General features: G+C 39.3%; 19 protein-coding genes. 11 read left to right on the forward strand and 8 right to left on the reverse strand.

All coding sequences use genetic code 11. The annotated features are described in order from the left end of the window. Positions 1 to 66: 66 nt before the first annotated feature. Positions 67 to 390 carry a hypothetical protein gene (locus B2107_RS07780; protein ID WP_293954715.1) on the reverse strand — a complete coding sequence of 108 codons (324 nt, stop codon included), beginning with the start codon at positions 388 to 390 and terminating at the stop codon, positions 67 to 69. A 102-nt stretch (positions 391 to 492) separates the two neighbouring features. Between B2107_RS07780 and B2107_RS07785 the strand changes: the two genes are divergently transcribed. From B2107_RS07785 to infB, 4 genes are all read left to right on the forward strand, one after another. Then, entirely contained in the window at positions 493 to 1,269 is a 777-nt protein-coding gene (locus tag B2107_RS07785) for an XRE family transcriptional regulator (RefSeq protein ID WP_293954717.1), read from the forward strand. A gap of 135 nt (positions 1,270 to 1,404) precedes the next feature. After that, positions 1,405 to 1,869: a ribosome assembly cofactor RimP gene (rimP, locus tag B2107_RS07790; protein ID WP_293954719.1), complete on the forward strand. Its 465-nt coding sequence runs from the start codon at positions 1,405 to 1,407 to the stop codon at positions 1,867 to 1,869. Positions 1,870 to 1,874: 5 nt separating this feature from the next. Then, positions 1,875 to 3,116, forward strand: a complete 1,242-nt coding sequence (gene nusA, locus B2107_RS07795; protein WP_046675481.1) for a transcription termination factor NusA — start codon at positions 1,875 to 1,877, stop codon at positions 3,114 to 3,116. A gap of 103 nt (positions 3,117 to 3,219) precedes the next feature. Further along, the gene (infB, locus tag B2107_RS07800; RefSeq protein WP_293954721.1) at positions 3,220 to 6,366 is read left to right on the forward strand and encodes a translation initiation factor IF-2; all 3,147 of its coding nucleotides are present in this window, start codon (positions 3,220 to 3,222) and stop codon (positions 6,364 to 6,366) included. Between the two features lie 67 nt (positions 6,367 to 6,433). Here infB and B2107_RS07805 read toward each other — a convergent pair whose 3' ends face one another. The 4 genes from B2107_RS07805 to B2107_RS07820 all read right to left on the reverse strand — a co-directional run bounded on the left by B2107_RS07805 (position 6,434) and on the right by B2107_RS07820 (position 9,472). Further along, positions 6,434 to 6,826: a VOC family protein gene (locus B2107_RS07805; RefSeq protein ID WP_293954724.1), complete on the reverse strand. Its 393-nt coding sequence runs from the start codon at positions 6,824 to 6,826 to the stop codon at positions 6,434 to 6,436. Between the two features lie 79 nt (positions 6,827 to 6,905). Beyond that, positions 6,906 to 7,967 (reverse strand): NADH:flavin oxidoreductase/NADH oxidase, encoded by a 1,062-nt coding sequence (locus B2107_RS07810; RefSeq protein ID WP_293954726.1) that lies wholly within the window; start codon positions 7,965 to 7,967, stop codon positions 6,906 to 6,908. A gap of 117 nt (positions 7,968 to 8,084) precedes the next feature. Next, positions 8,085 to 8,801: a 3-ketoacyl-ACP reductase gene (locus B2107_RS07815; RefSeq protein ID WP_293954728.1), complete on the reverse strand. Its 717-nt coding sequence runs from the start codon at positions 8,799 to 8,801 to the stop codon at positions 8,085 to 8,087. A gap of 59 nt (positions 8,802 to 8,860) precedes the next feature. Continuing rightward, positions 8,861 to 9,472 (reverse strand): NUDIX domain-containing protein, encoded by a 612-nt coding sequence (locus B2107_RS07820; protein ID WP_293954730.1) that lies wholly within the window; start codon positions 9,470 to 9,472, stop codon positions 8,861 to 8,863. On the opposite strand from B2107_RS07820, the gene pyrE reads away from it, so the two are divergent. Further along, positions 9,471 to 10,121, forward strand: coding sequence for an orotate phosphoribosyltransferase (gene pyrE, locus B2107_RS07825; protein ID WP_293954732.1), 651 nt, complete (start codon positions 9,471 to 9,473; stop codon positions 10,119 to 10,121). The genes B2107_RS07820 and pyrE overlap by 2 nt on opposite strands. A 19-nt stretch (positions 10,122 to 10,140) precedes the next feature. Further along, the gene (locus tag B2107_RS07830; RefSeq protein ID WP_293954734.1) at positions 10,141 to 10,539 is read left to right on the forward strand and encodes an SRPBCC family protein; all 399 of its coding nucleotides are present in this window, start codon (positions 10,141 to 10,143) and stop codon (positions 10,537 to 10,539) included. A 53-nt stretch (positions 10,540 to 10,592) separates the two neighbouring features. On the opposite strand, the gene B2107_RS07835 is transcribed toward B2107_RS07830, so the two are convergent. After that, complete coding sequence (locus tag B2107_RS07835; protein ID WP_293954736.1) at positions 10,593 to 11,309, reverse strand: superoxide dismutase; 717 nt, start codon at positions 11,307 to 11,309, stop codon at positions 10,593 to 10,595. A 440-nt stretch (positions 11,310 to 11,749) separates the two neighbouring features. Between B2107_RS07835 and B2107_RS07840 the strand changes: the two genes are divergently transcribed. Together B2107_RS07840 and B2107_RS07845 are read left to right on the forward strand one after the other, a co-directional pair. Next, the gene (locus B2107_RS07840; protein ID WP_293954738.1) at positions 11,750 to 12,796 is read left to right on the forward strand and encodes a ferredoxin--NADP reductase; all 1,047 of its coding nucleotides are present in this window, start codon (positions 11,750 to 11,752) and stop codon (positions 12,794 to 12,796) included. 109 nt (positions 12,797 to 12,905) lie between these two features. Next, on the forward strand, positions 12,906 to 14,834 hold the full coding sequence (locus B2107_RS07845; protein WP_293954740.1) for an acetoacetate--CoA ligase: 1,929 nt from the start codon (positions 12,906 to 12,908) through the stop codon (positions 14,832 to 14,834). 91 nt (positions 14,835 to 14,925) lie between these two features. On the opposite strand, the gene B2107_RS07850 is transcribed toward B2107_RS07845, so the two are convergent. Further along, positions 14,926 to 16,533 carry an acyl-CoA carboxylase subunit beta gene (locus tag B2107_RS07850; protein ID WP_293954742.1) on the reverse strand — a complete coding sequence of 536 codons (1,608 nt, stop codon included), beginning with the start codon at positions 16,531 to 16,533 and terminating at the stop codon, positions 14,926 to 14,928. 154 nt (positions 16,534 to 16,687) lie between these two features. Here B2107_RS07850 and B2107_RS07855 point away from each other — a divergent pair, with 154 nt between their 5' ends. Genes B2107_RS07855 through B2107_RS07865 form a run of 3 tightly spaced genes read left to right on the forward strand, consistent with a single transcriptional unit; the run spans position 16,688 to position 19,459 of the window. Next, positions 16,688 to 17,836: an acyl-CoA dehydrogenase family protein gene (locus B2107_RS07855; protein WP_070567729.1), complete on the forward strand. Its 1,149-nt coding sequence runs from the start codon at positions 16,688 to 16,690 to the stop codon at positions 17,834 to 17,836. 3 nt (positions 17,837 to 17,839) lie between these two features. After that, positions 17,840 to 18,682, forward strand: coding sequence for a hydroxymethylglutaryl-CoA lyase (locus B2107_RS07860; protein ID WP_293954746.1), 843 nt, complete (start codon positions 17,840 to 17,842; stop codon positions 18,680 to 18,682). Continuing rightward, complete coding sequence (locus B2107_RS07865) at positions 18,683 to 19,459, forward strand: enoyl-CoA hydratase/isomerase family protein (RefSeq protein WP_293954747.1); 777 nt, start codon at positions 18,683 to 18,685, stop codon at positions 19,457 to 19,459. Here B2107_RS07865 and B2107_RS07870 read toward each other — a convergent pair whose 3' ends face one another. Next, positions 19,460 to 19,936: a hypothetical protein gene (locus tag B2107_RS07870; protein WP_293954749.1), complete on the reverse strand. Its 477-nt coding sequence runs from the start codon at positions 19,934 to 19,936 to the stop codon at positions 19,460 to 19,462. It lies immediately after the preceding gene. Positions 19,937 to 20,218: the final 282 nt, after the last annotated feature.

Consider the following 20,218-nt stretch of genomic DNA (forward strand, 5'->3'; position numbering starts at 1 on the left):
CGCTTTTAATACTCATCTTCAAAAATATGAAATAGCCGCCTAGTTTTTATACAGGTGGCTTTTTTGCTAAGCGGCGTAGCTTGTTCCTCTTTTGGCGCAATCTGGGTGTGGCTGCGGGAAAAGATTATTCCAGTTGGGATTAGATCTACGGATAAGTCTTTCAATCTGCATGGCTGTAAAATGCTGTAGTTCGTCTATCTTTTTGTTTGCAGTCTCTAAACTTGTAAAAGCTTCCGTATAGATTATTCTATTGAGGCTTGAGCCTTGATTGAAGATAAAACTGTTGGATTGCTGTAGCTTCATTACTGTAGTGAATATATTGGTGCTGAGGCCAATTTCGAATCGTTTCCGATTACTATCTGTCGCTATATATAGAATAAAATTGCTCATAATGCTAAATTATTTGGACGTTTAAAATATATTTACTAATTTTATTGGCACAATATTACTAATAAAATTAGTTTTTGCAAAATATTTTTTTGAAAAAATAACATGTCAAATATTTCGTCCAATCTGAAGTTCCTTAGAAAAGGAAAGAAAATTACACAGCAACAATTTGCTGATATTATGGAAATTAAGCGAGCGTCTGTCGGGGCGTATGAGGAAGATAGGGCTGAGCCTAAATATGAGTTGTTGAAGAAGATTGCTGAATTCTATGGGTTGACTATGGATGAACTGGCAAACGATGTTATTGACGACAAGTGGAAGCCAGTTCCAAAAAGTAATGCATCCAATTTAAGGGTGCTAAGCGTTACTGTAGATACGGATAACCGTGAGAATATTGAACTTGTGCCTGTAAAGGCTAGTGCTGGGTATTTAAATGGGTATGGCGATCCGGAGTATGTTGCAGAGCTGCCTAAGTTTTCACTTCCAATGTTTGGTCAGGGCACGTTTCGCGCTTTTGAAATTAAGGGTGATTCAATGTTGCCTTTGCCGTCAGGATCTATTGTCGTGGCGGAGTACGTGGAAAACTGGCATGATATAAAGCCTGGAAGTACATACGTAGTCGTATCGAAGGAAGATGGCGTGGTCTATAAGCGTATCGCTTTTAAATTTAAAGAAGATAAAGGCTTGAAGCTCGTTTCTGACAACAAAACATATGAGCCTTATTGGGTTGAGACGGCAGATATACTTGAAGTGTGGAAGGCGAAGGCTTTTATAAGTACACAGCTGCCTGAACCGACGCCTGAGCCGACAATGGAAACATTGACGAGTATGATGGCACAAATGCAGAAAACGATTAACGCAGTTGTTGACAACTCAAAGTAGTTAAATATTATTAGCATTTTGATTGATATTTGTTTTTTATTTTATAAAGTGCTATATTTGCATATCTGAAAGGAAGGGGGCTCGTTTTGCCCCCTTTTTTTAATTCAATTAAATAGCATTTGTAGAGAAAGAACAATGCAGCATATAGAGAAACGAGTTGTTGAACTCATAGAAGAGAAAATAGCGGATCGCGATGACTTATTTATTGTCAGCGTGAAGATGCATCCAAATAAAATTCTAGAGATTCTTTTGGATGGGGATAAAGGTATTAATATTGACGATTGTGCACAAGTTAGCCGTCATGTGGGTTTTCATTTGGAAGAAGAAAATGTAATTGATAATGCCTATCGTTTAGAGGTCTCCTCTCCAGGTATCGATGCTAATTTTGTGAATATCCGGCAGTATCAAAAGAATATAGGTCGTACGATTCAGGTTAAGTTGATTGATAATACTAAAATTGAAGGGACCTTAGTGGCGCTGGATGATACGAACATCAATGTTCTTCAGAAAGTTAAAGAAAAAGGTAAAAAAGCGCAAGAGGTAGAAAAGGAACTTCCTTTTGATCAAATAAAAGCAACAAAAGTGGTAATTTCATTTTAATAATAATGAGTAACAGCAACATCAATCTTATAGACTCTTTTCAAGAGTTTAAAGAGTTTAAGAATATCGATAGACCTACTGTTATCACAGTATTGGAAGAGGTTTTTCGTAGTATGATCCGTCGTCGTTTTGGTACGGATGAAAATGTGGATGTTATCGTGAATCCAGATAACGGGGATTTGGAGATTTGGAGGACTCGTGTCGTTGTTGAAGATGAATTTTCAGAAGATGATGATCTTGAAATCGAATTAGCTGAAGCTAGAAAACACGACGAAGACTTAGAGGTGGGTGATGATTTTATTGAACAGATCACCTTGGAAAGTTTTGGTCGCCGTGCAATTCTAGCGGCTCGCCAAACGCTTGTGTCGAAAGTTTTGGAATTAGAAAAAGATGAGGTCTTTAAAAAATATAAGGATAGAGAAGGAGAGTTGGTTATTGGTGAAGTGTATCAGATTTGGAAAAAAGAGATCTTGGTACTTGATGAGGATGGTAACGAATTAATTCTTCCGAAGTCTGAACAAATTCCTGCCGATTACTTCAAAAAGGGCGACGGTATACGGGCAGTCGTACATAAAGTTGATATGATGAATAATAATCCAAAGATTATTATTTCACGTACCGCACCGGCGTTTTTACAACGTTTGTTTGAACTGGAAGTACCTGAAATTTTTGATGGTTTAATTACGATCAAAAAAATCGTTCGCGAACCTGGAGAAAGAGCGAAAGTTGCTGTTGAATCGTATGACGATCGTATTGATCCGGTAGGAGCCTGTGTGGGTATGAAAGGATCCCGTATTCATGGTATCGTACGTGAACTGCGTAATGAGAATATCGACGTTATTAATTTTACGACAAACCATTCCTTGTATATTGCCCGGGCTCTGAGTCCCGCCAGGATTAGTTCAATCAAAATTGATGAAGAAAATAAAACTGCAGCGGTATACCTAAAATCCGATCAAGTTTCGTTGGCAATTGGGCGAGGTGGACACAATATTAAATTGGCAGGAAAATTGACCGGTTATGAAATTGACGTTTATCGTGAGAATGATGAGTTCGATGAAGATGTTGATATCGAAGAGTTCAGCGATGAGATTGAAAGCTGGGTAATCGATGAATTAAAACGTGTTGGTTTGGATTCAGCGAAATCTGTGCTATCTCTTAGTGAGGAAGAGTTAGTGAGACGTACAGATCTGGAAGAGGATACAATTCGCGAGATTGTACGTATTTTACAAGCTGAATTTGAATAAAATTCAGCTTGTTAATTTTTTTCTATCTAACATTCGGAATAAATTGTTTATGGATGGAAAAAAACATATTTTTGTAATTATATTAAAATAGTTTATATTATAGATGACTGAAGGAAAAGGAACAAACTTGCTTAAAGCAGCAAAGGAACTCAACATCGGGATACATACCGCCGTCGAATGTTTAGTGAAAAAGGGATATGATGTAGAAGCAAAGCCTAACACTAAATTGAACGGAGAGATGTATGGTGTGCTGTTAAAAGAGTTTCAGGGAGACAAATCACTGAAAGATGAAGCTAAACAAATTGTTATTGGCAAAATTCGTCGTGAGGAGTCGCCGTCCGCTTCTCCTAAGGAATCATCTAAGAGTGAGGATACCGAAGATCACGATGAATCTAAGGAAATCTTGGTCAAGAATACGGTAGAAATTCCATCTACTAAAGAAGCTACTCCTGAAAAGGTGGAGGAACCTGCACATCAAGGTGGTATGAAGGTTGTTGGTAAAATTGATCTTGACGCTTTACGTAGAGGCGGAAATAAGGTAAAGAAGGAAGAACCTGTTAAGGAAGAGCCAAAAAATACCAAGCAAGTACCTGCAGAGACAAAAGCTGAAGTTAAGGCGGAAGAAAAGAAGGATGCCGAAGTGAAAGCGCCTAGTGTTGAAGTAAAAAAAGAAGAACTAAAGGTTACTGAAAATAAGCAAGAAGCTGTAGTGCCCAAAGCAGAGATCAAAAAGCCGGAAGTAGATAAAACTGAAGTAAAAGCAACTCCGGTTGTAGAGACAAAAACTGAGCCTGTGAAGGTAGAAGATAAGAAAAAAGAAGAAACAGCGCCAAAAGCTGTACCAGTAACTCCAATAGTGGAGCCTGTAAAAAAACAAGGTGATGATATTTTTTCTGCTCGCGCAGAGAGATTGACAGGTCCTAAAGTGGTTGGTAAAATTGAATTGCCAACAGCGAGACCTTCCCACAAACCGGTGGCTTCATCTTCAAATGCTGGAAATAATAACGAGAAACGTAAGCGTAAGCGGACGAATCCAAATGGGCCAGTTAATCCGAACGCGGGTCAAGGTCATGGTACTAATAATCAAAACCGTGGGCCACGTGATGGTAATAATCCCAACAATCGGGATCAACAAGGTAATCGTGGTGGGAATCATGGTAATAACAATAATCCTAACAATCGTCAAGGACAAACGGGAAATCAACAAGGTCGACCAGGTCAAGGTGGTGGAAATAACCAACACTCAGGCAGACCAGGTCAAGGGACTAGACCGCAATATGGAAATCGTTTTGACAACAGAGGAAAAGGAAGACCTGTTGAGAATAAGGAAGAGCCTACTGAAAAGGAAATACAAGACCAAATTAAAGCGACACTTGCTCGTTTAAGTGGTGCAGGTAAGTCGGGGAAATTTGCGCAGCGCGCCAAATTGAGAAGACAGAAACGTGATGATGTTGCCCAACATGCTGAAGAAGCTGCAATGGAACAAGAAATGATGGCAAAAGTATTGCGTGTTACAGAATTTGTAACTGCAAACGAATTAGCTAACTTGATGGACGTTCAAGTAACTCAGATTATTGCAACTTGTATGAGCTTGGGTATGTTTGTGTCAATTAATCAACGTTTAGATGCTGAAACTTTAGCAATAGTAGCGGATGAATTTGGTTATCAAGTCGAGTTTATCAAACCTGAGGATGAAGAAACTGCTGAGCTTGAAGAATCCGATACTGAACAAAACTTGATTTCGAGAGCGCCTATTGTAACGGTAATGGGACACGTCGATCATGGTAAAACCTCATTATTGGATTACATTCGTAAGGCAAACGTGACTTCTGGTGAGGCCGGTGGTATAACCCAACATATCGGTGCATACGCGGTAAAATTGGAAGATGATCGTAAAATCACATTTTTGGATACTCCTGGTCACGAAGCTTTTACAGCTATGCGCGCCCGCGGTGCCAAAGTTACTGATATTGTTATTATAGTTATTGCGGCGGACGACGCTGTCATGCCACAGACAAAAGAAGCAATCAACCACGCGCAAGCGGCAGGAGTGCCAATTGTATTTGCATTTACCAAAGTGGATAAACCTGGAGCAAATCCTGATAGAATTCGCGAGCAGCTTTCTGCGATGAATATATTGGTTGAAGATTGGGGTGGTAAGTTCCAAGCGCAAGAGATTTCAGCAAAAACGGGAGAAAATGTTGACCTGTTATTAGAGAAAGTTTTATTGGAAGCTGAGATGTTAGATCTAAAAGCTGATCCGAAAAAACGTGCTGTTGGTTCAGTAATTGAAGCAGCTTTGGATAAAGGCCGTGGTATCGTAACAACGGTATTGATACAAAGTGGTACATTACGCGTTGGAGATCCTATATTAGCGGGATCGCATTCCGGTAAAGTTAAAGCATTGACTAATGAAAGGGGTGAACGTGTCAAAGAGGCGGGACCGTCTGTTCCAGTACAAATATTGGGGATGTCAGGAGCGCCAACAGCAGGGGATAAGCTTTATGTTCTTGAGAGTGAATCTGAAGCAAGAACTGTAGCCAACAAACGCCTTCAGTTACAACGCGAACAAGGTATGCGTGCTACTAAGCACATTACCCTAGATGAAATCGGTCGTCGTTTAGCAATCGGTAACTTTAAGGAACTTAATATTATCGTTAAAGGTGATGTGGATGGTTCTATCGAAGCACTATCAGATTCATTATTGAAATTGTCTACTGATGAAATTCAAGTTAACATTATTCATAAATCAGTGGGTGCGATTTCTGAATCGGACGTATTGTTAGCTTCTGCTTCTGATGCAATCATTATAGGATTCCAAGTACGCCCAACACAAAATGCACGTAAGTTAGCTGAGAACGAGCAAATTGATGTACGTTTATATTCGATCATCTATGATGCGATTGATGAAATCAAGTCTGCGATGGAAGGTATGTTAGCTCCGAAATTTGAAGAGAAAATTGTTGCTGAGGTTGAAATCAGGGAAACATTTAAAATTTCTAAAGTTGGTACGATTGCGGGATGTATGGTTCGCGAGGGCAAAATTAATAGAAACAATGATATTCGTGTAATTAGAGATGGTGTTGTTATCCATACTGGTAAACTGGCATCTTTGAAGCGTTTCAAAGATGATGTGAAAGAAGTTTCACAGGGTTACGAATGTGGTTTAAATATTGACCGTTTCAATGATATTGAAGTAGGAGACATAGTTGAAGCTTACGAACAAGTTGAAGTGAAACGTAAATTATAATCATTGATTTGATATAAGCATAAAATAGAAGGCGGCATTGATTAAATAAAATCAATGCCGCCTTCTTTTACCCCTCATATAATTCTATTGGGAGCTGATCAGGATCAAAAAAGAATGTAAAGCGTCTATTTGTTAGCTCATCTATTCTGATTCCTTCGTGTGATATGCCTGCTTTCTCTATCTTATTTAATTCCAAGTCGAGATCATTTACTTCAAACGCAATATGTCTTAAACCTGTAGCTTCCGGGAAACTAAGTCTTTTGTGTGGCGAGGGAAAAGAGAAAAGTTCGATAATATAGTTGTCGTTTAGTCTGAGATCCAGTTTATATGAATCACGTTCTTTACGATAATATTCTTGTATAATCTCCAGGCCAAGTACGTCGGTATAAAATTCTTTTGAACGCTCATAATTGCTACATATAATGGCAATATGATGTATTTTATTGAGGTTTAATTTCATCTATAGAAACTTATAGGTCGGCGCCTTTTGTACAGTTCTTCCTTTATATGATAAAAAACATTTGGTATTATCTTGAAAATTATTTTGCTCTTTCATATTGTTTAGGCCATGCAATGTCAGCCGCTAATTCTTTCGCAAAATGTAAGGGAAGGTGAGGGTCGTCAAGAAATCCCCGAGCGATTAAAATTAAATCAGCTTGTTTGTTTGTAATGATCTCGGAGGCCTCAACAGCTGTTTTGATCAAGCCTACAGTGCCCACCTTATTCTCCGTATCATTTTTAATCGCAGTGGCGAAAGGGAGCTGATATGCAGGTTTAATATCTATTTTTTGATGCGATACTAAACCTCCGCTAGAAACATCAATGAGATCTACGCCCAATGTATACAATAGTTTTGATAAAGAAATAGACTGTTGTAAATCCCACCCATTCTCGGCCCAATCTGTCGCAGAAATACGGATCCATAAATTTTGAGTTGTTATTGCCTGTTTTACTTTTTTTACGATTTCAACAAGAAAACGGATTCTATTTTCGAATGTACCACCATAAATATCCCTACGCAAGTTGCTCAATGGGGAAAGAAATTGATGGATCAGGTATCCATGTGCAGCGTGGAGTTCAATAATTTCATAACCGGCTTGAATCGCTCTTCTCGTTGCTGCTCCGAATTGTTCAATCAATATTTCAATTGCGGCAATACTGAGCTCTTGTGGTGCGTGGTCTCCCGCATGGAAGGCGATGGGCGATGGCGCCACTGTTTGCCAACCCTGAGGATCGCTTGGTGAAAGTTGTTTTCGGTCTATCCAAGGTTTATTATTGCTGGCTTTGCGGCCAGCGTGCGCTAGCTGTATGCCCGGAACAGAGCCATTTTCTTTGATGAACGTAGTTATTTCTTTTAATTTTTCGATGTGGCAATCGTCCCATATTCCAAGGTCTCCCGCACTGATTCGACCTTCAGCAGTAATAGCTGTTGCTTCTTGGATTATTGCGGCGGCACCACCGACTGCAAACTGCCCCAAATGTACTAGATGCCAATTATTGGCAAACCCATCTGTTGCTGAATACTGACACATCGGAGAAACAACCAAGCGATTTTTTAATAGTATATTTCCGATATTTATTAGTGAAAATAATTGACTCATAATTCCTTGTTTAAATGAGCAGGAGTAAAGAACGCTCCTGCCTTAATACATATAATACATATTAGAATAAGCCTCTTAAAGGCTTTTATTTAGCCCATACCATTTTCTTTTCGATCATTACGGATTTGTAGACCATAAAGAAGCCGATTTCAGCATAGCTCGTCTAGGTAGCTTTAAGTTGGTTACAACCAACTCTGCGAAATCTTCAGGCTGTAAAACTTTTTCTGGATTGCCATCTGTTAGGCCAAGGTCTTTGGACATATCAGAAGCAATAGTACTTGGCATTAGCGTACAGACGCGAATATTGTGTTTCCTTACTTCGCGCATTAACGAATCCGCAAAGCCGATCACGCCAAATTTTGAAGCACTATAGGCAGAGGTGGTTGCAGCTCCATTTAATCCAGCAGTAGATGAGACCATAACAATATCACCTTGATTTTTCTCAACTAATTGTGGAAGAATTGCTTTTGTAACAAAGTATGTGCCCAATAGATTGACATGAATGATGGATATCCATTCAGCAATATCCATGTCAAGTACAGTGGAGAAAGATGACACACCAGCGTTGTTAATCAAGATATCAAACTTTCCAAAACTTTCTGTAAGTCGTTGAGTTTCCTGTTGTACGGCAGTATAGTCGGACACATCAAAAACAGCATAAGTAACCTCAGTACCCAGCTCAGCCAACTCAGCAGTTGTAACCTTTAAACTAGATTCATTTCTTCCTGTAATGGCGATATGAACACCTTCTTTGGCCAATGCAAAAGCAATAGCTTTTCCCAATCCTCGAGCTCCTCCTGTAATTAAGGCTCTTTTTCCTGTTATATTTTCCATAATATAAAATTAAGTATGAACATTTTTACTCGTGTCAAATAAAACTCAAAAAAGGTAAGTTACTTTGCTTTTTTTATAATATTTTCGATAATTGGGTAGGTATTTGTCCGTATCTCTTCAAATTGGTCTGCGTGACGCCACTCTGCCTTTGTGATATCTTCAGCTGTTTGCGGTATTAATTTAGGGACTTTGTTAACACCCATTTCGTACCAATTTGTTGTTTTTAGAACGAATTCACCGTTACGCAAAAAATAAGTATGATACGAGGTCGTAATTTTCTTCCCTAAATAGTCAATTTTTATACCACATTCTTCTTCGACTTCACGCACTGCGGCCTCACGCATTTTCTCATTATCTTCCACTTTGCCTTTAGGAAGATCCCATTTTCCGAGGCGGTAGATGAATAAATAATCTCCATCACCGTTTTTAACCAGCCCCCCGGCGGCCTTAATAATCTTCATTTTGTTTTTTAAGTTTTGAAACACAGTTTCAAAATCTTTGTTGATGTAGAGATATGTTTTTGGAACCTTATCAATTTCAGATTGTTTGAAAAGTTTTTGGAGGTCAATCTCTTGAAAACTAACTGTTTGTGGGTTTTTAGTTTTCGATGGGACGAAATCTGCTAAAATTAGCAGGCTTTCGTTCATATAAATTTTATAAATTTGCGCCATGAATAATTTAAATGAGGTTGAACAAAAAGTTGCTGAATCCTTATTGCAAATTAAAGCAATAAAATTGCAACCTAAAAGTCCTTTTACATGGGCGTCGGGTTGGAAGTCTCCAATTTACTGTGATAACCGTATCACTTTATCTCATCCTGCGATTCGTACATACATTCGTCAAAAGCTTTCTAAGCTTATTCAAGAAGAGTTTGGATCAGTGGATATGATTTCTGGAGTTGCTACGGCAGGTATTCCACAAGGAGTTTTGGTAGCACAGGATTTGGGATTGCCATTTTCTTATGTTAGAAGCTCAGCTAAGGATCATGGTCGTCAAAATTTAATCGAAGGTGAGGTAGTTAGCGGTCAACGTGTTGTTGTAATTGAGGATCTAATTTCGACAGGTAAAAGTAGTTTAGTGGCTGTAAAGGCGTTACGTGAAGCTGGCTGCAATGTCGTTGGGTTAGTGTCTATTTTTACTTATGGATTGCAACAAGCTACTGATAATTTTGCCGATGCGAAATGTCCTTATTTCAGTCTATGTAATTATGATGCTTTGATTCAGGTCGCTGCTGAAAATAGTTATGTATTGGAAGAGGATATTGAGATCTTGAAAAAGTGGCGATTGAACCCGTCTACTTGGGGAGACAGTTTTCAATAAAAAGGATTAATTTATCGTTATGACTACTATTCAGAACACAACAGAAATCAACAAAAATGTCAGCGAGGTGTATGCATTTTTGGCGGATCTCAACAATCATGAACAGTTGATGCCGGAGAATATTTATAATTGGTCTTCGACTACGGACGAAGCTCGATTTACAATACAGAACATGGCAAAATTGGCCCTTAAGGTAGAAGGGCGTAGTGAGAATCAATTCATTAAGTTGGTTCCTTCGGAGAAGGCGCCTTTTGAGGTTACTCTTCGTTGGGAATTGCAAGTTGTTGCTGATACGGTTACAAAAGCAACCTTTATTATAGATGCTGATCTTAACATGATGATGAAGATGATCGCTTCTGGACCACTCCAAAAATTAGTTGATTTTCAGGTCAACAAATTAAAAGAAAAGTTAGGATAGGTTGTTCATAACGGATATAAAAAAAGCTCGATTTTTACTAATCGAGCTTTTTTTTATGCTAGCCTTTCATTGACTTTTTTCCAATTCACAACATTCCACCAATTTTTAATATAATCAGCTCTTTTGTTTTGATAGTGCAGGTAATAAGCATGCTCCCACACATCGAGACCCAAAACGGGGATACCTTTTACCTCTGCAACATCCATTAAAGGGTTGTCTTGATTTGGAGTAGAAGTAATTTTTAAATTACCTGAGTCATCCAAAATCAACCAGGCCCATCCCGAACCGAATCGTGAGGTTGCTGCTGCGGCAAATTGTTCTTTGAATTTATCTAAAGAACCAAATGTCTTATTGATCATGGTCAATAATTTTTCGGAGGGCTGACTCGGCTTATCGGACAGACTTTCCCAAAAAAAGTTATGGTTCCAAGCTCCACCAGCATTATTTCTTGCTTTTGGAGAGTATTTAGATATGTTTGCTAGAAGTTGCTCCTCTGAGGCTTCTTTGATATTTTCAGCAAGAATGGCTTCGTTAATAGCATTGATATACGCTATATGATGCTTTGTATAATGGATTTCCATCGTCAAAGCATCAATATTGGGCTCCAAAGCGGCATAATTGAACGGTAATTTGACTTGGGAAAACTTTAATGTAGCGGCATTTAATTCGGTTGCTTTCGCGGAGGCAATATCGTGTAATATTGATCCAGATACAGCAATGCCAAGTGTCGCCTTTGCTGCATTTTGAAGGAAGTTTCTGCGTGTTTGCATATAATCTTATTGTGATTAGTTTTGATATAAATATAACGTGAAATTTTGCAATTATTGTTCTCCAATTGTCTGTTAATTGTAATACAATAAAATTGTTATCAATACGACCTATCCCTTGCCATAGTCTTTGAGATTAGTACCATTGTTAAGATGTGAATCATGGTCATTGTAATTTGGATTGAGATATAGTATAGATTGTATTAACAATGGAGTTGCTTACTTGGTGCTTAGTAGCTTAAGTCAACTTGAAGACGTAATGCATTCGCTCTCAACACTGATTGGACACTTACTCATGTCGCATTGACTGGTCGTGGCAGTCTAATATATTGTTCGTTGTGCTTGAATTGTTTTGGGATAAGTTTATGTAGTTCTTAGGTATTCGAGTCGTGTCCATTTTATCAAAGCACTTATAATTTATGATTTTTATGTAATTTTGAGCTATGTATGCATTAAGGATTTCAAAAATTATCCCCCAACCTAATAATAACATTACTTTTCAGCTTGAGTCTATAGCAGGAGACTATCCTTCCTATAAAGCTGGGCAGTTTATTACACTTTCTTTTGTGTTTGGTGATCGTGAGGTACGTCGTTCTTATTCTTTTAATAGTTCGCCTGATAATAATGAGCCCTTAAGTATCACTGTTAAGCGTGTCCAAAATGGAGAAATATCCCGACTGCTCCACCATACTATTGTGGAGGGGGATATCGTGAATGCAATGGCACCTCAAGGTTTATTTGTATATGAACCTGAAGCAGAAAAGGTTCGGACTTTATTTTTGTTTGCTGCAGGAATTGGCATTACACCCTTGTATGCTATTCTGAAAACAGCGCTCCTTGCTGAAAGTAAGTCCAAAATAGTTTTAATTTACAGTAATAGTACGCTGGAGTTAACACCGTTCCGATCGGAATTGGAGCACTGGGCAGATCGATTTCCTGATCGCTTAACTATTGTGTGGATTTACTCCAATAGTAAATACTTGATGAAAGCCAGGTTAAATAGAGACTATATACATGCTATCGTTAACGATCATTTGTTTGGAAATAAGGAAGATGCTTTGTTTTATACTTGCGGTCCTGTGATTTATATGGACTTATGTCGTTTTACACTTTTGGGGATGGGGTTTGATTCCAATCAGATAAAACGAGAGACATTTCTATTGCCCGAAAATGAAGAGGATGATGATGATGAGACCGAAAAGGAAGTCGATACAACAACCTATGCCATCGAACTATCTTTTCAAGGTAAAACTTATCATCTAGAGGTGCCTTACAATAAATCTATTTTAGATATAGGGCTGGAGCATAAAATTAAGTTGCCGTATTCTTGTAGATCCGGTATGTGTAGTACGTGTATTTCGCAATGTACAAGGGGAAAAGTAAGAATGGACTATAATGAGGTGTTAACAGACCGCGAAGTTGAACAAGGAAGAATACTGTTGTGCACGGGGCATCCGATAGAAATGAATACAGCTATTGAAGTGCTATAATTGAGCATTCGTATTTAATCCAAAAATATGCTGTGCCAGAAATATTTAAAATTGCATATACACGTAAATTTATCTAAGTTTGGATATAACCGTTTTATAGCTAACTATTATGGGGAAATTACTCTGGAGCCCAACAGAAAAGCAAAAATCTCAATCTGAGATCAATAAGTTTAAACAATATGTCGAGAAGGAGCATGGCTTATTCTTTCCATCCTATCAGGAGCTTTGGGCATGGTCTACGACGGAACTGGCTAGTTTTTGGAAGAGTATAGCCACCTATTTTAATATAAAGTTTCATTCAGGCTTTACAACTATTGTTGATTCGCCAGCAGATCCTACAAGCTTTATCGGAACAAAATGGTTTGCTGGGGCTACCTTGAATTATGCTGAACACGTATTTCGAAACACAACGGAAAAGCGTCCGGCATTAATCTTTCAATCTGAACAGCAAGTTAAAAGAGAGGTGTCATGGACTGAGTTGGAATCCATGGTTCTTAAACTTCAGGTCTATTTGAAAGAACTAGGGGTACAAAGTGGAGATCGCGTTGCTGGTGTATTGATTAATGGCATTGAAGCTGTGGCGTTATTTTTAGCTGCTAATTCCATCGGTGCTATTTGGTCCTGTTGTTCGCCCGATTTTGGGGAGGCGAGTATTCAGGATCGTTTTGAGCAGATTGAACCCAAAGTGCTCTTCGCAAATTCCAGTTATTACTATAATGGACGTCTTTTTGAAAAAGCAGAGAGTATTAAACAGCTTTCTCTGCGGCTACCATCTTTACTGGCTTGTGTTTTGATTGATGACAATATTTGGGAAGAGATTCTGAAAAAGGATCTTGTTCAAGCTGAGCTCCAATTTACGGCAATGCCTTTTGACGCGCCAATATGGATTTTGTATTCTTCGGGAACAACCGGGAAGCCCAAAGCCATTACACATGGAGTTGGCGGTATGCTGCTAGAACATATGAAAGCACTTGGACTGCATCAAAATGTGCAAGACGGGGATCGATTCATGTGGTATTCCACTACTGGATGGATGATGTGGAATTATGCGCTTTCGGCCCTTTTAATGGGAAATACATTGTGTATATATGATGGGGCTACGAATTATCCCGATAAATTAAGTTTATGGAAGTTTGCAAGGGAAAGCAAGGTGGACCATTTTGGCGTTGGTGCTGCTTATCTCATCTCCTGTCAGGATCAAGATTTAAAATCCTTGGCTTATCAGCCTAAAACAATAGGGTCGACAGGTTCACCACTTCCACCAGATGTGTTTGAATGGCTAAATGTACAGTTTCCAGAGAGTCAAATTGTCTCGCTAAGTGGTGGTACAGACGTTTGCAGTGCCTTTCTTTCGGGCTGTACATTGCTTGATGTTTATGCAGGGGAGATTCAATGTCGCGCCCTAGGAGCTAAGATAGAAGCATTTGATGAGCATGGTCATCATCTTTATGGAGAGGTGGGAGAGCTTGTTATTTTAGCTCCCATGCCCTGTATGCCCATCTATTTTTGGAATGATTTGGCGAATAAAAAATACTTTGATAGTTATTTTGATAAATATAGCGGTGTTTGGAGTCATGGTGATTGGATTAAGATCACTGCACATGATGGCATAATTATGTACGGTCGTTCAGATGCGACACTGAACCGGGGTGGCGTACGTATCGGTACTGCAGAGATCTATAATGTTTTAAATAGAACCGAAGGGGTCTTGGATAGTTTGGTTATCTGTGTAGATCATGAAAATGGATCATCTGATATGTTGCTTTTTGTTCAATTGGACAATGGTTTATTGAATGATGCGTTAAAAGGGGAGATTAAGCGGGAGCTTCGGCAGCAATATAGTCCGCGACATGTGCCTGACGATATTTTTCAGGTAGCGGCTATTCCTTACACGTTAAGCGGTAAAAAACTGGAGCTGCCTATTAAGAAGATTTTTTCGGGAATGGCTGTAGAAAAAGCGGTGTCAGTAGATATTATGCGGAACAGAGAATCTTTGTTAGACTTTGAAGCGATCAGTAAAATCTGGAGAAGATCTTAAGTATAGTATGCTATAAAAATACCTAATTAGAAAACCCCTCAAATGATAAACTTCATCATCCGAGGGGTTTTCTAATTTAATTTTACTTCACTCAGACCTGTATAACACCTACATTATACCGTTCTAGAATAGGCTTTTCGTTGGCAGCTTCAATTCCCATGCTGATGACTTTTCGTGTTTCTTCAGGCGCTATAATTCCATCAACCCATAATCTTGCAGCAGCGTAATACGGACTCAGTTGCTCGTTGTACCGATCTTCGATGGATTTAAGGAGACTGTTTTTTTCTTCTTCATTGATTTCTTGACCCTTGGCTTTTAAAGCTGATTCTTGGATTTGAAACAGTGTCTTGCCCGCAGCGGCACCGCTCATGACAGCCATTTGGGCGGTAGGCCAAGCGTAGATTAGTCGTGGGTCATACGCTTTTCCACACATCGCATAGTTTCCAGCGCCATAACTATTTCCAACAATAAAGGTGAATTTTGGGACTACGGAATTGGCCATTGCATTTACCATTTTTGCTCCGTCTTTGATAATCCCCCCTTGTTCTGATCGGCTTCCTACCATAAATCCAGTGACGTCCTGAAAAAACACAAGCGGAATGTTCTGCTGGTTGCAATTCATGATGAAGCGCGCTGCCTTATCTGCTGAATCACTATAGATGACCCCTCCCATCTGCATTTCCATTGCGTTGCCGGGTTTCTTGGCTTTGATAATTTCACGTTGATTGGCAACAATGCCGACAGCCCAACCGTCTACACGTGCGAGGGCGCATACAATGGTTTTTCCATAATCGGGTTTGTATTCCTCTAAAGTATCTGCGTCTACAATTGCATTCAAGATATCCTGCATGCGATAAGGTTTTGTCCTGTCTTCGGGAAGAATCTCTACTATTTTACTCGGATCTGTTTTTGGAGGAAGGCTTTTCTTTCTGTTGAAATTAGCTTTTGGATTTCCACCTATTTTATCGATAACATTTTTTATAGCCTCTAAACAACTTTGGTCGTCGGGAAATTTATTGTCTGTCACGCCGGATATCTCCGAATGGGTAGAAGCTCCGCCGAGTGTTTCAGCGTCTACGGTTTCACCTATCGCAGATTTGACCAGGTATGGGCCTGCTAAAAATACAGAGCCTGTTCCTTCGACGATAAAGGCGTAGTCGGACATGATCGGGAGATAAGCACCGCCTGCCACGCAACTTCCCATGATTGCTGCAATTTGAGGGATACCCATGGAAGACATTCGGGCATTGTTACGGAATATGCGGCCAAAGTGTTCTTTATCGGGAAATATTTCATCCTGCATCGGTAAAAATACGCCTGCAGAATCTACCAAATAAATAATTGGAAGATTGTTTTCCATGGCAATTTCCTGTGCACGTAGATTTTTCTTGGCAGAAATAGGAAACCAGGCTCCTGCTTTTACGGTTGCATCGTTAGAGACGATGACACATAGTTTGGATTTTATATAGCCCAGTACCGCTGCACAGCCTGCATTTATGCATCCACCATGTTCTTTATACATTCCTTCGCCGGCAAACATACCTATTTCCAGATATTCTCGGTCTGGGTCCAGTAGATATTCTATTCGTTCCCAAGCTGACATTTTGCCCTTTTCTTTCAGTTTTTTTATTTTATCGATGCCACCACCTAGTTTTAAATTTTCTCTTTTTTGGCGAAGTAATGCGAGTAGCTCCTTCATAATTTATAATCTTGGTTTTAAAAAGCTGTTGAATTAAGAATTTCTTATTTTTAGATAAATTTAAAATAAAATTTTAAAATATTTGCAATTTTATTCCTAAATATTTTGATATATTTGAATTGAATTACCGATTGTAAATTTAATATTCATGCTTATGTTTATTGAAAATAAACAACAAATGGATATGATTAGACAAAGTGCACGAGATTTTGCACAGTATCATATCAAACCTTATGTGATGGAATGGGACGAAGCCCAAATATTTCCAATAGAAGTTTTTAAAAAGTTAGGCGAACACGGTTTCATGGGTGTGATCGTTCCTGAAGAATATGGTGGATCGGGACTCGGATACCAGGAGTATATTACCGTTTTGGATGAGATTTCCAAGGTGTGTGGCTCAATTGGACTTTCCGTAGCGGCGCATAATTCGTTATGTACAAATCATATATTAAGCTTTGCCAGTGAAGAACAGAAGAAACGTTATCTTCCAAAGTTGGCGACAGCTGAATGGATCGGTGCCTGGGGACTTACAGAGACAGGTTCTGGTTCGGACGCTGGTGGAATGACGACATTTGCTGAGCGAGATGGTGATCACTACGTGTTAAATGGTTCTAAAAATTTTATTACGCATGCCATCAGTTCTAGTGTTGCTGTCGTTATTGCGCGGACGGGGGCTAAGGGAGATAAAAAAGGGATGTCAGCTTTTATTGTTGAGAAAGGTACACCTGGATTTACCGCAGGAAAGAAAGAAAATAAATTGGGGATGCGTGCCTCAGAAACTGCCTGTCTGTTTTTTGATAATTGTCGGATTCATCGGGATCAACTCATCGGTGAAGAAGGGCAGGGCTTTGTGCAGGCCTTAAAACTATTGGATGGCGGACGTATTTCTATTGCGGCACTTTCTTTGGGTATTGCACGCGGAGCTTACGAGTGCGCGTTGAAATATGCGCACGAGCGTGAGCAGTTTGGAAAAAAGATTTACGAATTTCAGGCGGTTTCTTTTGCGCTTGCAGATATGGCTACACAGGTGGAAGCCAGTGAACTGTTGACGAGGCAGGCGGGCTATTTAAAGGATCATGGAGATCGTGTTTCTAAAATTGGTGCGATGGCTAAACTTTATGCGTCGGAGGCTGCCGTTAGCGTCTCGAATGAATCTGTACAAATCTTTGGCGGTTATGGATTTACAAAGGACTATCCTGCCGAGAAGTTTTTTAGAGATGCCAAGTTATGTACAATAGGTGAAGGGACTTCAAGCATTCAGAAAATGGTGATCGCTAGAGAGATTGAGAAAGATATTTTATAGCATATGATGAGGGATCAAGTTGTATTGGTTGATTGCCCAAGAGACGCTGTTCAAGGGTTTCATAACTTTATTAAGACAGATAAGAAAATTAAACATATCAATACGTTAATCGAAAGTGGGCTGTTTGATGTTATTGATTGTGGATCTTTCGTTTCGCCGAAAGCAGTTCCGCAGTTGGCGGATACAAAAGCAGTACTGGAAGGAATCAGAACGAATGATAAAGTGAAGTTGTTGGCGATTGTCGCCAATCTTCGGGGTGCGCAGGAAGCGGTTCTAGAGGAAAAAATCCACTTTTTAGGGTATCCATTCTCAATATCGGAAACATTTCAACTTCGAAATACCAATATGGGCTTGGCGGCTTCTTATCAGCAGGTAAAAGAAATGAAAGCTTTGGCCGACTCGCAGCATAAATCTCTGGTCGTTTATATTAGCATGGCTTTTGGAAACCCATACAGTGACCCTTGGTCCCCGCTTTTGGTAGAAGAGTGGATTGGAAAATTAGGCGATCTTGGCATTAGGGAGTTTTCTTTGGCAGACACAACTTCAGAAGCCAATGCAAATCAGATCTCAGCATTATTTAGTTTTGTTAAAGCTCGTTTTCCAACACTGGAAGTAGGCGCACATTTTCATGCAAGGCGAGAGGAGAGTCTTGCAAAGGTTGAAGCAGCTTACATCGCAGGTTGCCGTAAATTTGAAGGCGCATTACTGGGTTATGGCGGCTGTCCATTTGCAAAAGATGATTTGGTTGGTAATATACCATCAGAGCTGTTGTTGCATTATTTTGGACGAGGGACTGATGCTGAAATAATCGGATTGGAGCATAGCTTCAGACAAATGATTTTGTAGATGGAAAAACTGAATTTTATTAAAGTGCACGTTGAGGAGCATGTGTTCAACTTGACCTTAGCCCGTTCGGATAAAAGAAATGCTTTTAGTCCGACAATGGTGAGCGAAATAGCCTATGCATTGAATCTGGCGAATAGCAATCCTGATGTTCGTTTAGTACAACTAGAGGCTGAAGGTCCGGTGTTCTGTGCCGGTATGGATCTTAAAGCTTTTGAGGACCCTACATTAGATATTGGAAATTCGGCAATTCCCAAGGTTGAAAAGTCACTGGCAGAAATATTTGCCTGTTTAGATAAGCCTTCAATCTGTGTTGTTAGGGGAGATGTTATTGCAGGTGGTTTTTTGATAGCATTATCCTGTACGTATTTATTTGCTCTACCACATGTACGTTTTTCTTTGCCTGAAGTGAAAATTGGACTTTTTCCATTTCAGGTGTTGGCGTTGCTTACAGAATATATGCCTGAAAGAAAAGCGATGGATCTCTGTATCAGTGGTCGGTCTTTTTCTGCTGCGGAGGCTTTGGACAAGGAAATCTTGTATGGCATGCTGGATCCCGACGAAACAGTATTGACAGAATTGAAAAGGACGATTCTGGAAAATGCTCCCTTGGCTATATCACGGGGATTTGTAACACTGCGAAAATTAAAAGAGCGGGATTATGATGATAAGTATAACTTTCTCTTGGAGAGCTTGGCAGATTTACGTAAAACCAATGATTTCAAAGAAGGAATGGATGCAATGCGAAATAAAAGAAAAGCCAACTGGCAAAATAGCTAATTAAAATGATCGAAAACTAGGTCTGCTTGTCAGCGGCGAGAATTCCCAGGGAATGGAGTTAAGGACGATCAGGAGAGCTAGTCCAAACCAGATTAATAATATTTTAAAACGTCGATCGTTTGTATCGGCGTTTTTGCTTTTAAGGGCACCTAATGTTAAGCAGATTGCGGCAATAATCATCATGCTACTGTGTTCCATGCCAAAGAAGCGAATTTGCCTGAGGTGAACAGCCTCGTCGAAATGTTGCAGGAAGTACTGTGTGATGGGGCTCAGTACATAAAGGCTAAAACCCAAAACTAGCTGAATATAAAAAGAACTAACCGTAATTTTTACAAGAAACTGATCGGTAGGGGAGAATGGAAGTTCCTTTTTTCTTTTGTAAAAAAAGTTAACGAGACTAATCGTTAGTACAATCAATACCTCCCATCTCCATAAAGAATGCATCGCTAGAATGAAAGGATAAATGTAATTCATCATGCAGACAAAGATGGTAATAAAATAGATTTAAAGCTATTTTAAGCAATAGCATCGCATAAAATAAACGGCTGTTTGTCATCAGTTGACTAATATGTTGTTCAAGGGGTGTTATATTTATGTATATTTATTGTTTATATAAGTTTTTTATTGTTTTGATTATTAGTTTGTTTTGTGTTTTGTTTAACTCTTGGTTAATACTGGTGTAACGTATAATTTGTTGTTTGCCGGTCAGGTGGAGAATAACGATTAACTAGTCCAAACACACGGTTCAAATGATTGAAA

The sequence above is a fragment of the Sphingobacterium sp. UBA7855 genome, assembly GCA_002500745.1.
Lineage (GTDB): Bacteria > Bacteroidota > Bacteroidia > Sphingobacteriales > Sphingobacteriaceae > Sphingobacterium.

Coding starts and splice junctions, on each gene's coding strand:
- B2107_RS07780 (WP_293954715.1), bottom strand. CDS start 390: ATGAGCAATTTTATTCTATATATAGCGACAGATAGTAATCGGAAACGA.
- B2107_RS07785 (WP_293954717.1), top strand. CDS start 493: ATGTCAAATATTTCGTCCAATCTGAAGTTCCTTAGAAAAGGAAAGAAA.
- rimP (WP_293954719.1), top strand. CDS start 1,405: ATGCAGCATATAGAGAAACGAGTTGTTGAACTCATAGAAGAGAAAATA.
- nusA (WP_046675481.1), top strand. CDS start 1,875: ATGAGTAACAGCAACATCAATCTTATAGACTCTTTTCAAGAGTTTAAA.
- infB (WP_293954721.1), top strand. CDS start 3,220: ATGACTGAAGGAAAAGGAACAAACTTGCTTAAAGCAGCAAAGGAACTC.
- B2107_RS07805 (WP_293954724.1), bottom strand. CDS start 6,826: ATGAAATTAAACCTCAATAAAATACATCATATTGCCATTATATGTAGC.
- B2107_RS07810 (WP_293954726.1), bottom strand. CDS start 7,967: ATGAGTCAATTATTTTCACTAATAAATATCGGAAATATACTATTAAAA.
- B2107_RS07815 (WP_293954728.1), bottom strand. CDS start 8,801: ATGGAAAATATAACAGGAAAAAGAGCCTTAATTACAGGAGGAGCTCGA.
- pyrE (WP_293954732.1), top strand. CDS start 9,471: ATGAATAATTTAAATGAGGTTGAACAAAAAGTTGCTGAATCCTTATTG.
- B2107_RS07820 (WP_293954730.1), bottom strand. CDS start 9,472: ATGGCGCAAATTTATAAAATTTATATGAACGAAAGCCTGCTAATTTTA.
- B2107_RS07830 (WP_293954734.1), top strand. CDS start 10,141: ATGACTACTATTCAGAACACAACAGAAATCAACAAAAATGTCAGCGAG.
- B2107_RS07835 (WP_293954736.1), bottom strand. CDS start 11,309: ATGCAAACACGCAGAAACTTCCTTCAAAATGCAGCAAAGGCGACACTT.
- B2107_RS07840 (WP_293954738.1), top strand. CDS start 11,750: ATGTATGCATTAAGGATTTCAAAAATTATCCCCCAACCTAATAATAAC.
- B2107_RS07845 (WP_293954740.1), top strand. CDS start 12,906: ATGGGGAAATTACTCTGGAGCCCAACAGAAAAGCAAAAATCTCAATCT.
- B2107_RS07850 (WP_293954742.1), bottom strand. CDS start 16,533: ATGAAGGAGCTACTCGCATTACTTCGCCAAAAAAGAGAAAATTTAAAA.
- B2107_RS07855 (WP_070567729.1), top strand. CDS start 16,688: ATGTTTATTGAAAATAAACAACAAATGGATATGATTAGACAAAGTGCA.
- B2107_RS07860 (WP_293954746.1), top strand. CDS start 17,840: ATGATGAGGGATCAAGTTGTATTGGTTGATTGCCCAAGAGACGCTGTT.
- B2107_RS07865 (WP_293954747.1), top strand. CDS start 18,683: ATGGAAAAACTGAATTTTATTAAAGTGCACGTTGAGGAGCATGTGTTC.
- B2107_RS07870 (WP_293954749.1), bottom strand. CDS start 19,936: ATGATGAATTACATTTATCCTTTCATTCTAGCGATGCATTCTTTATGG.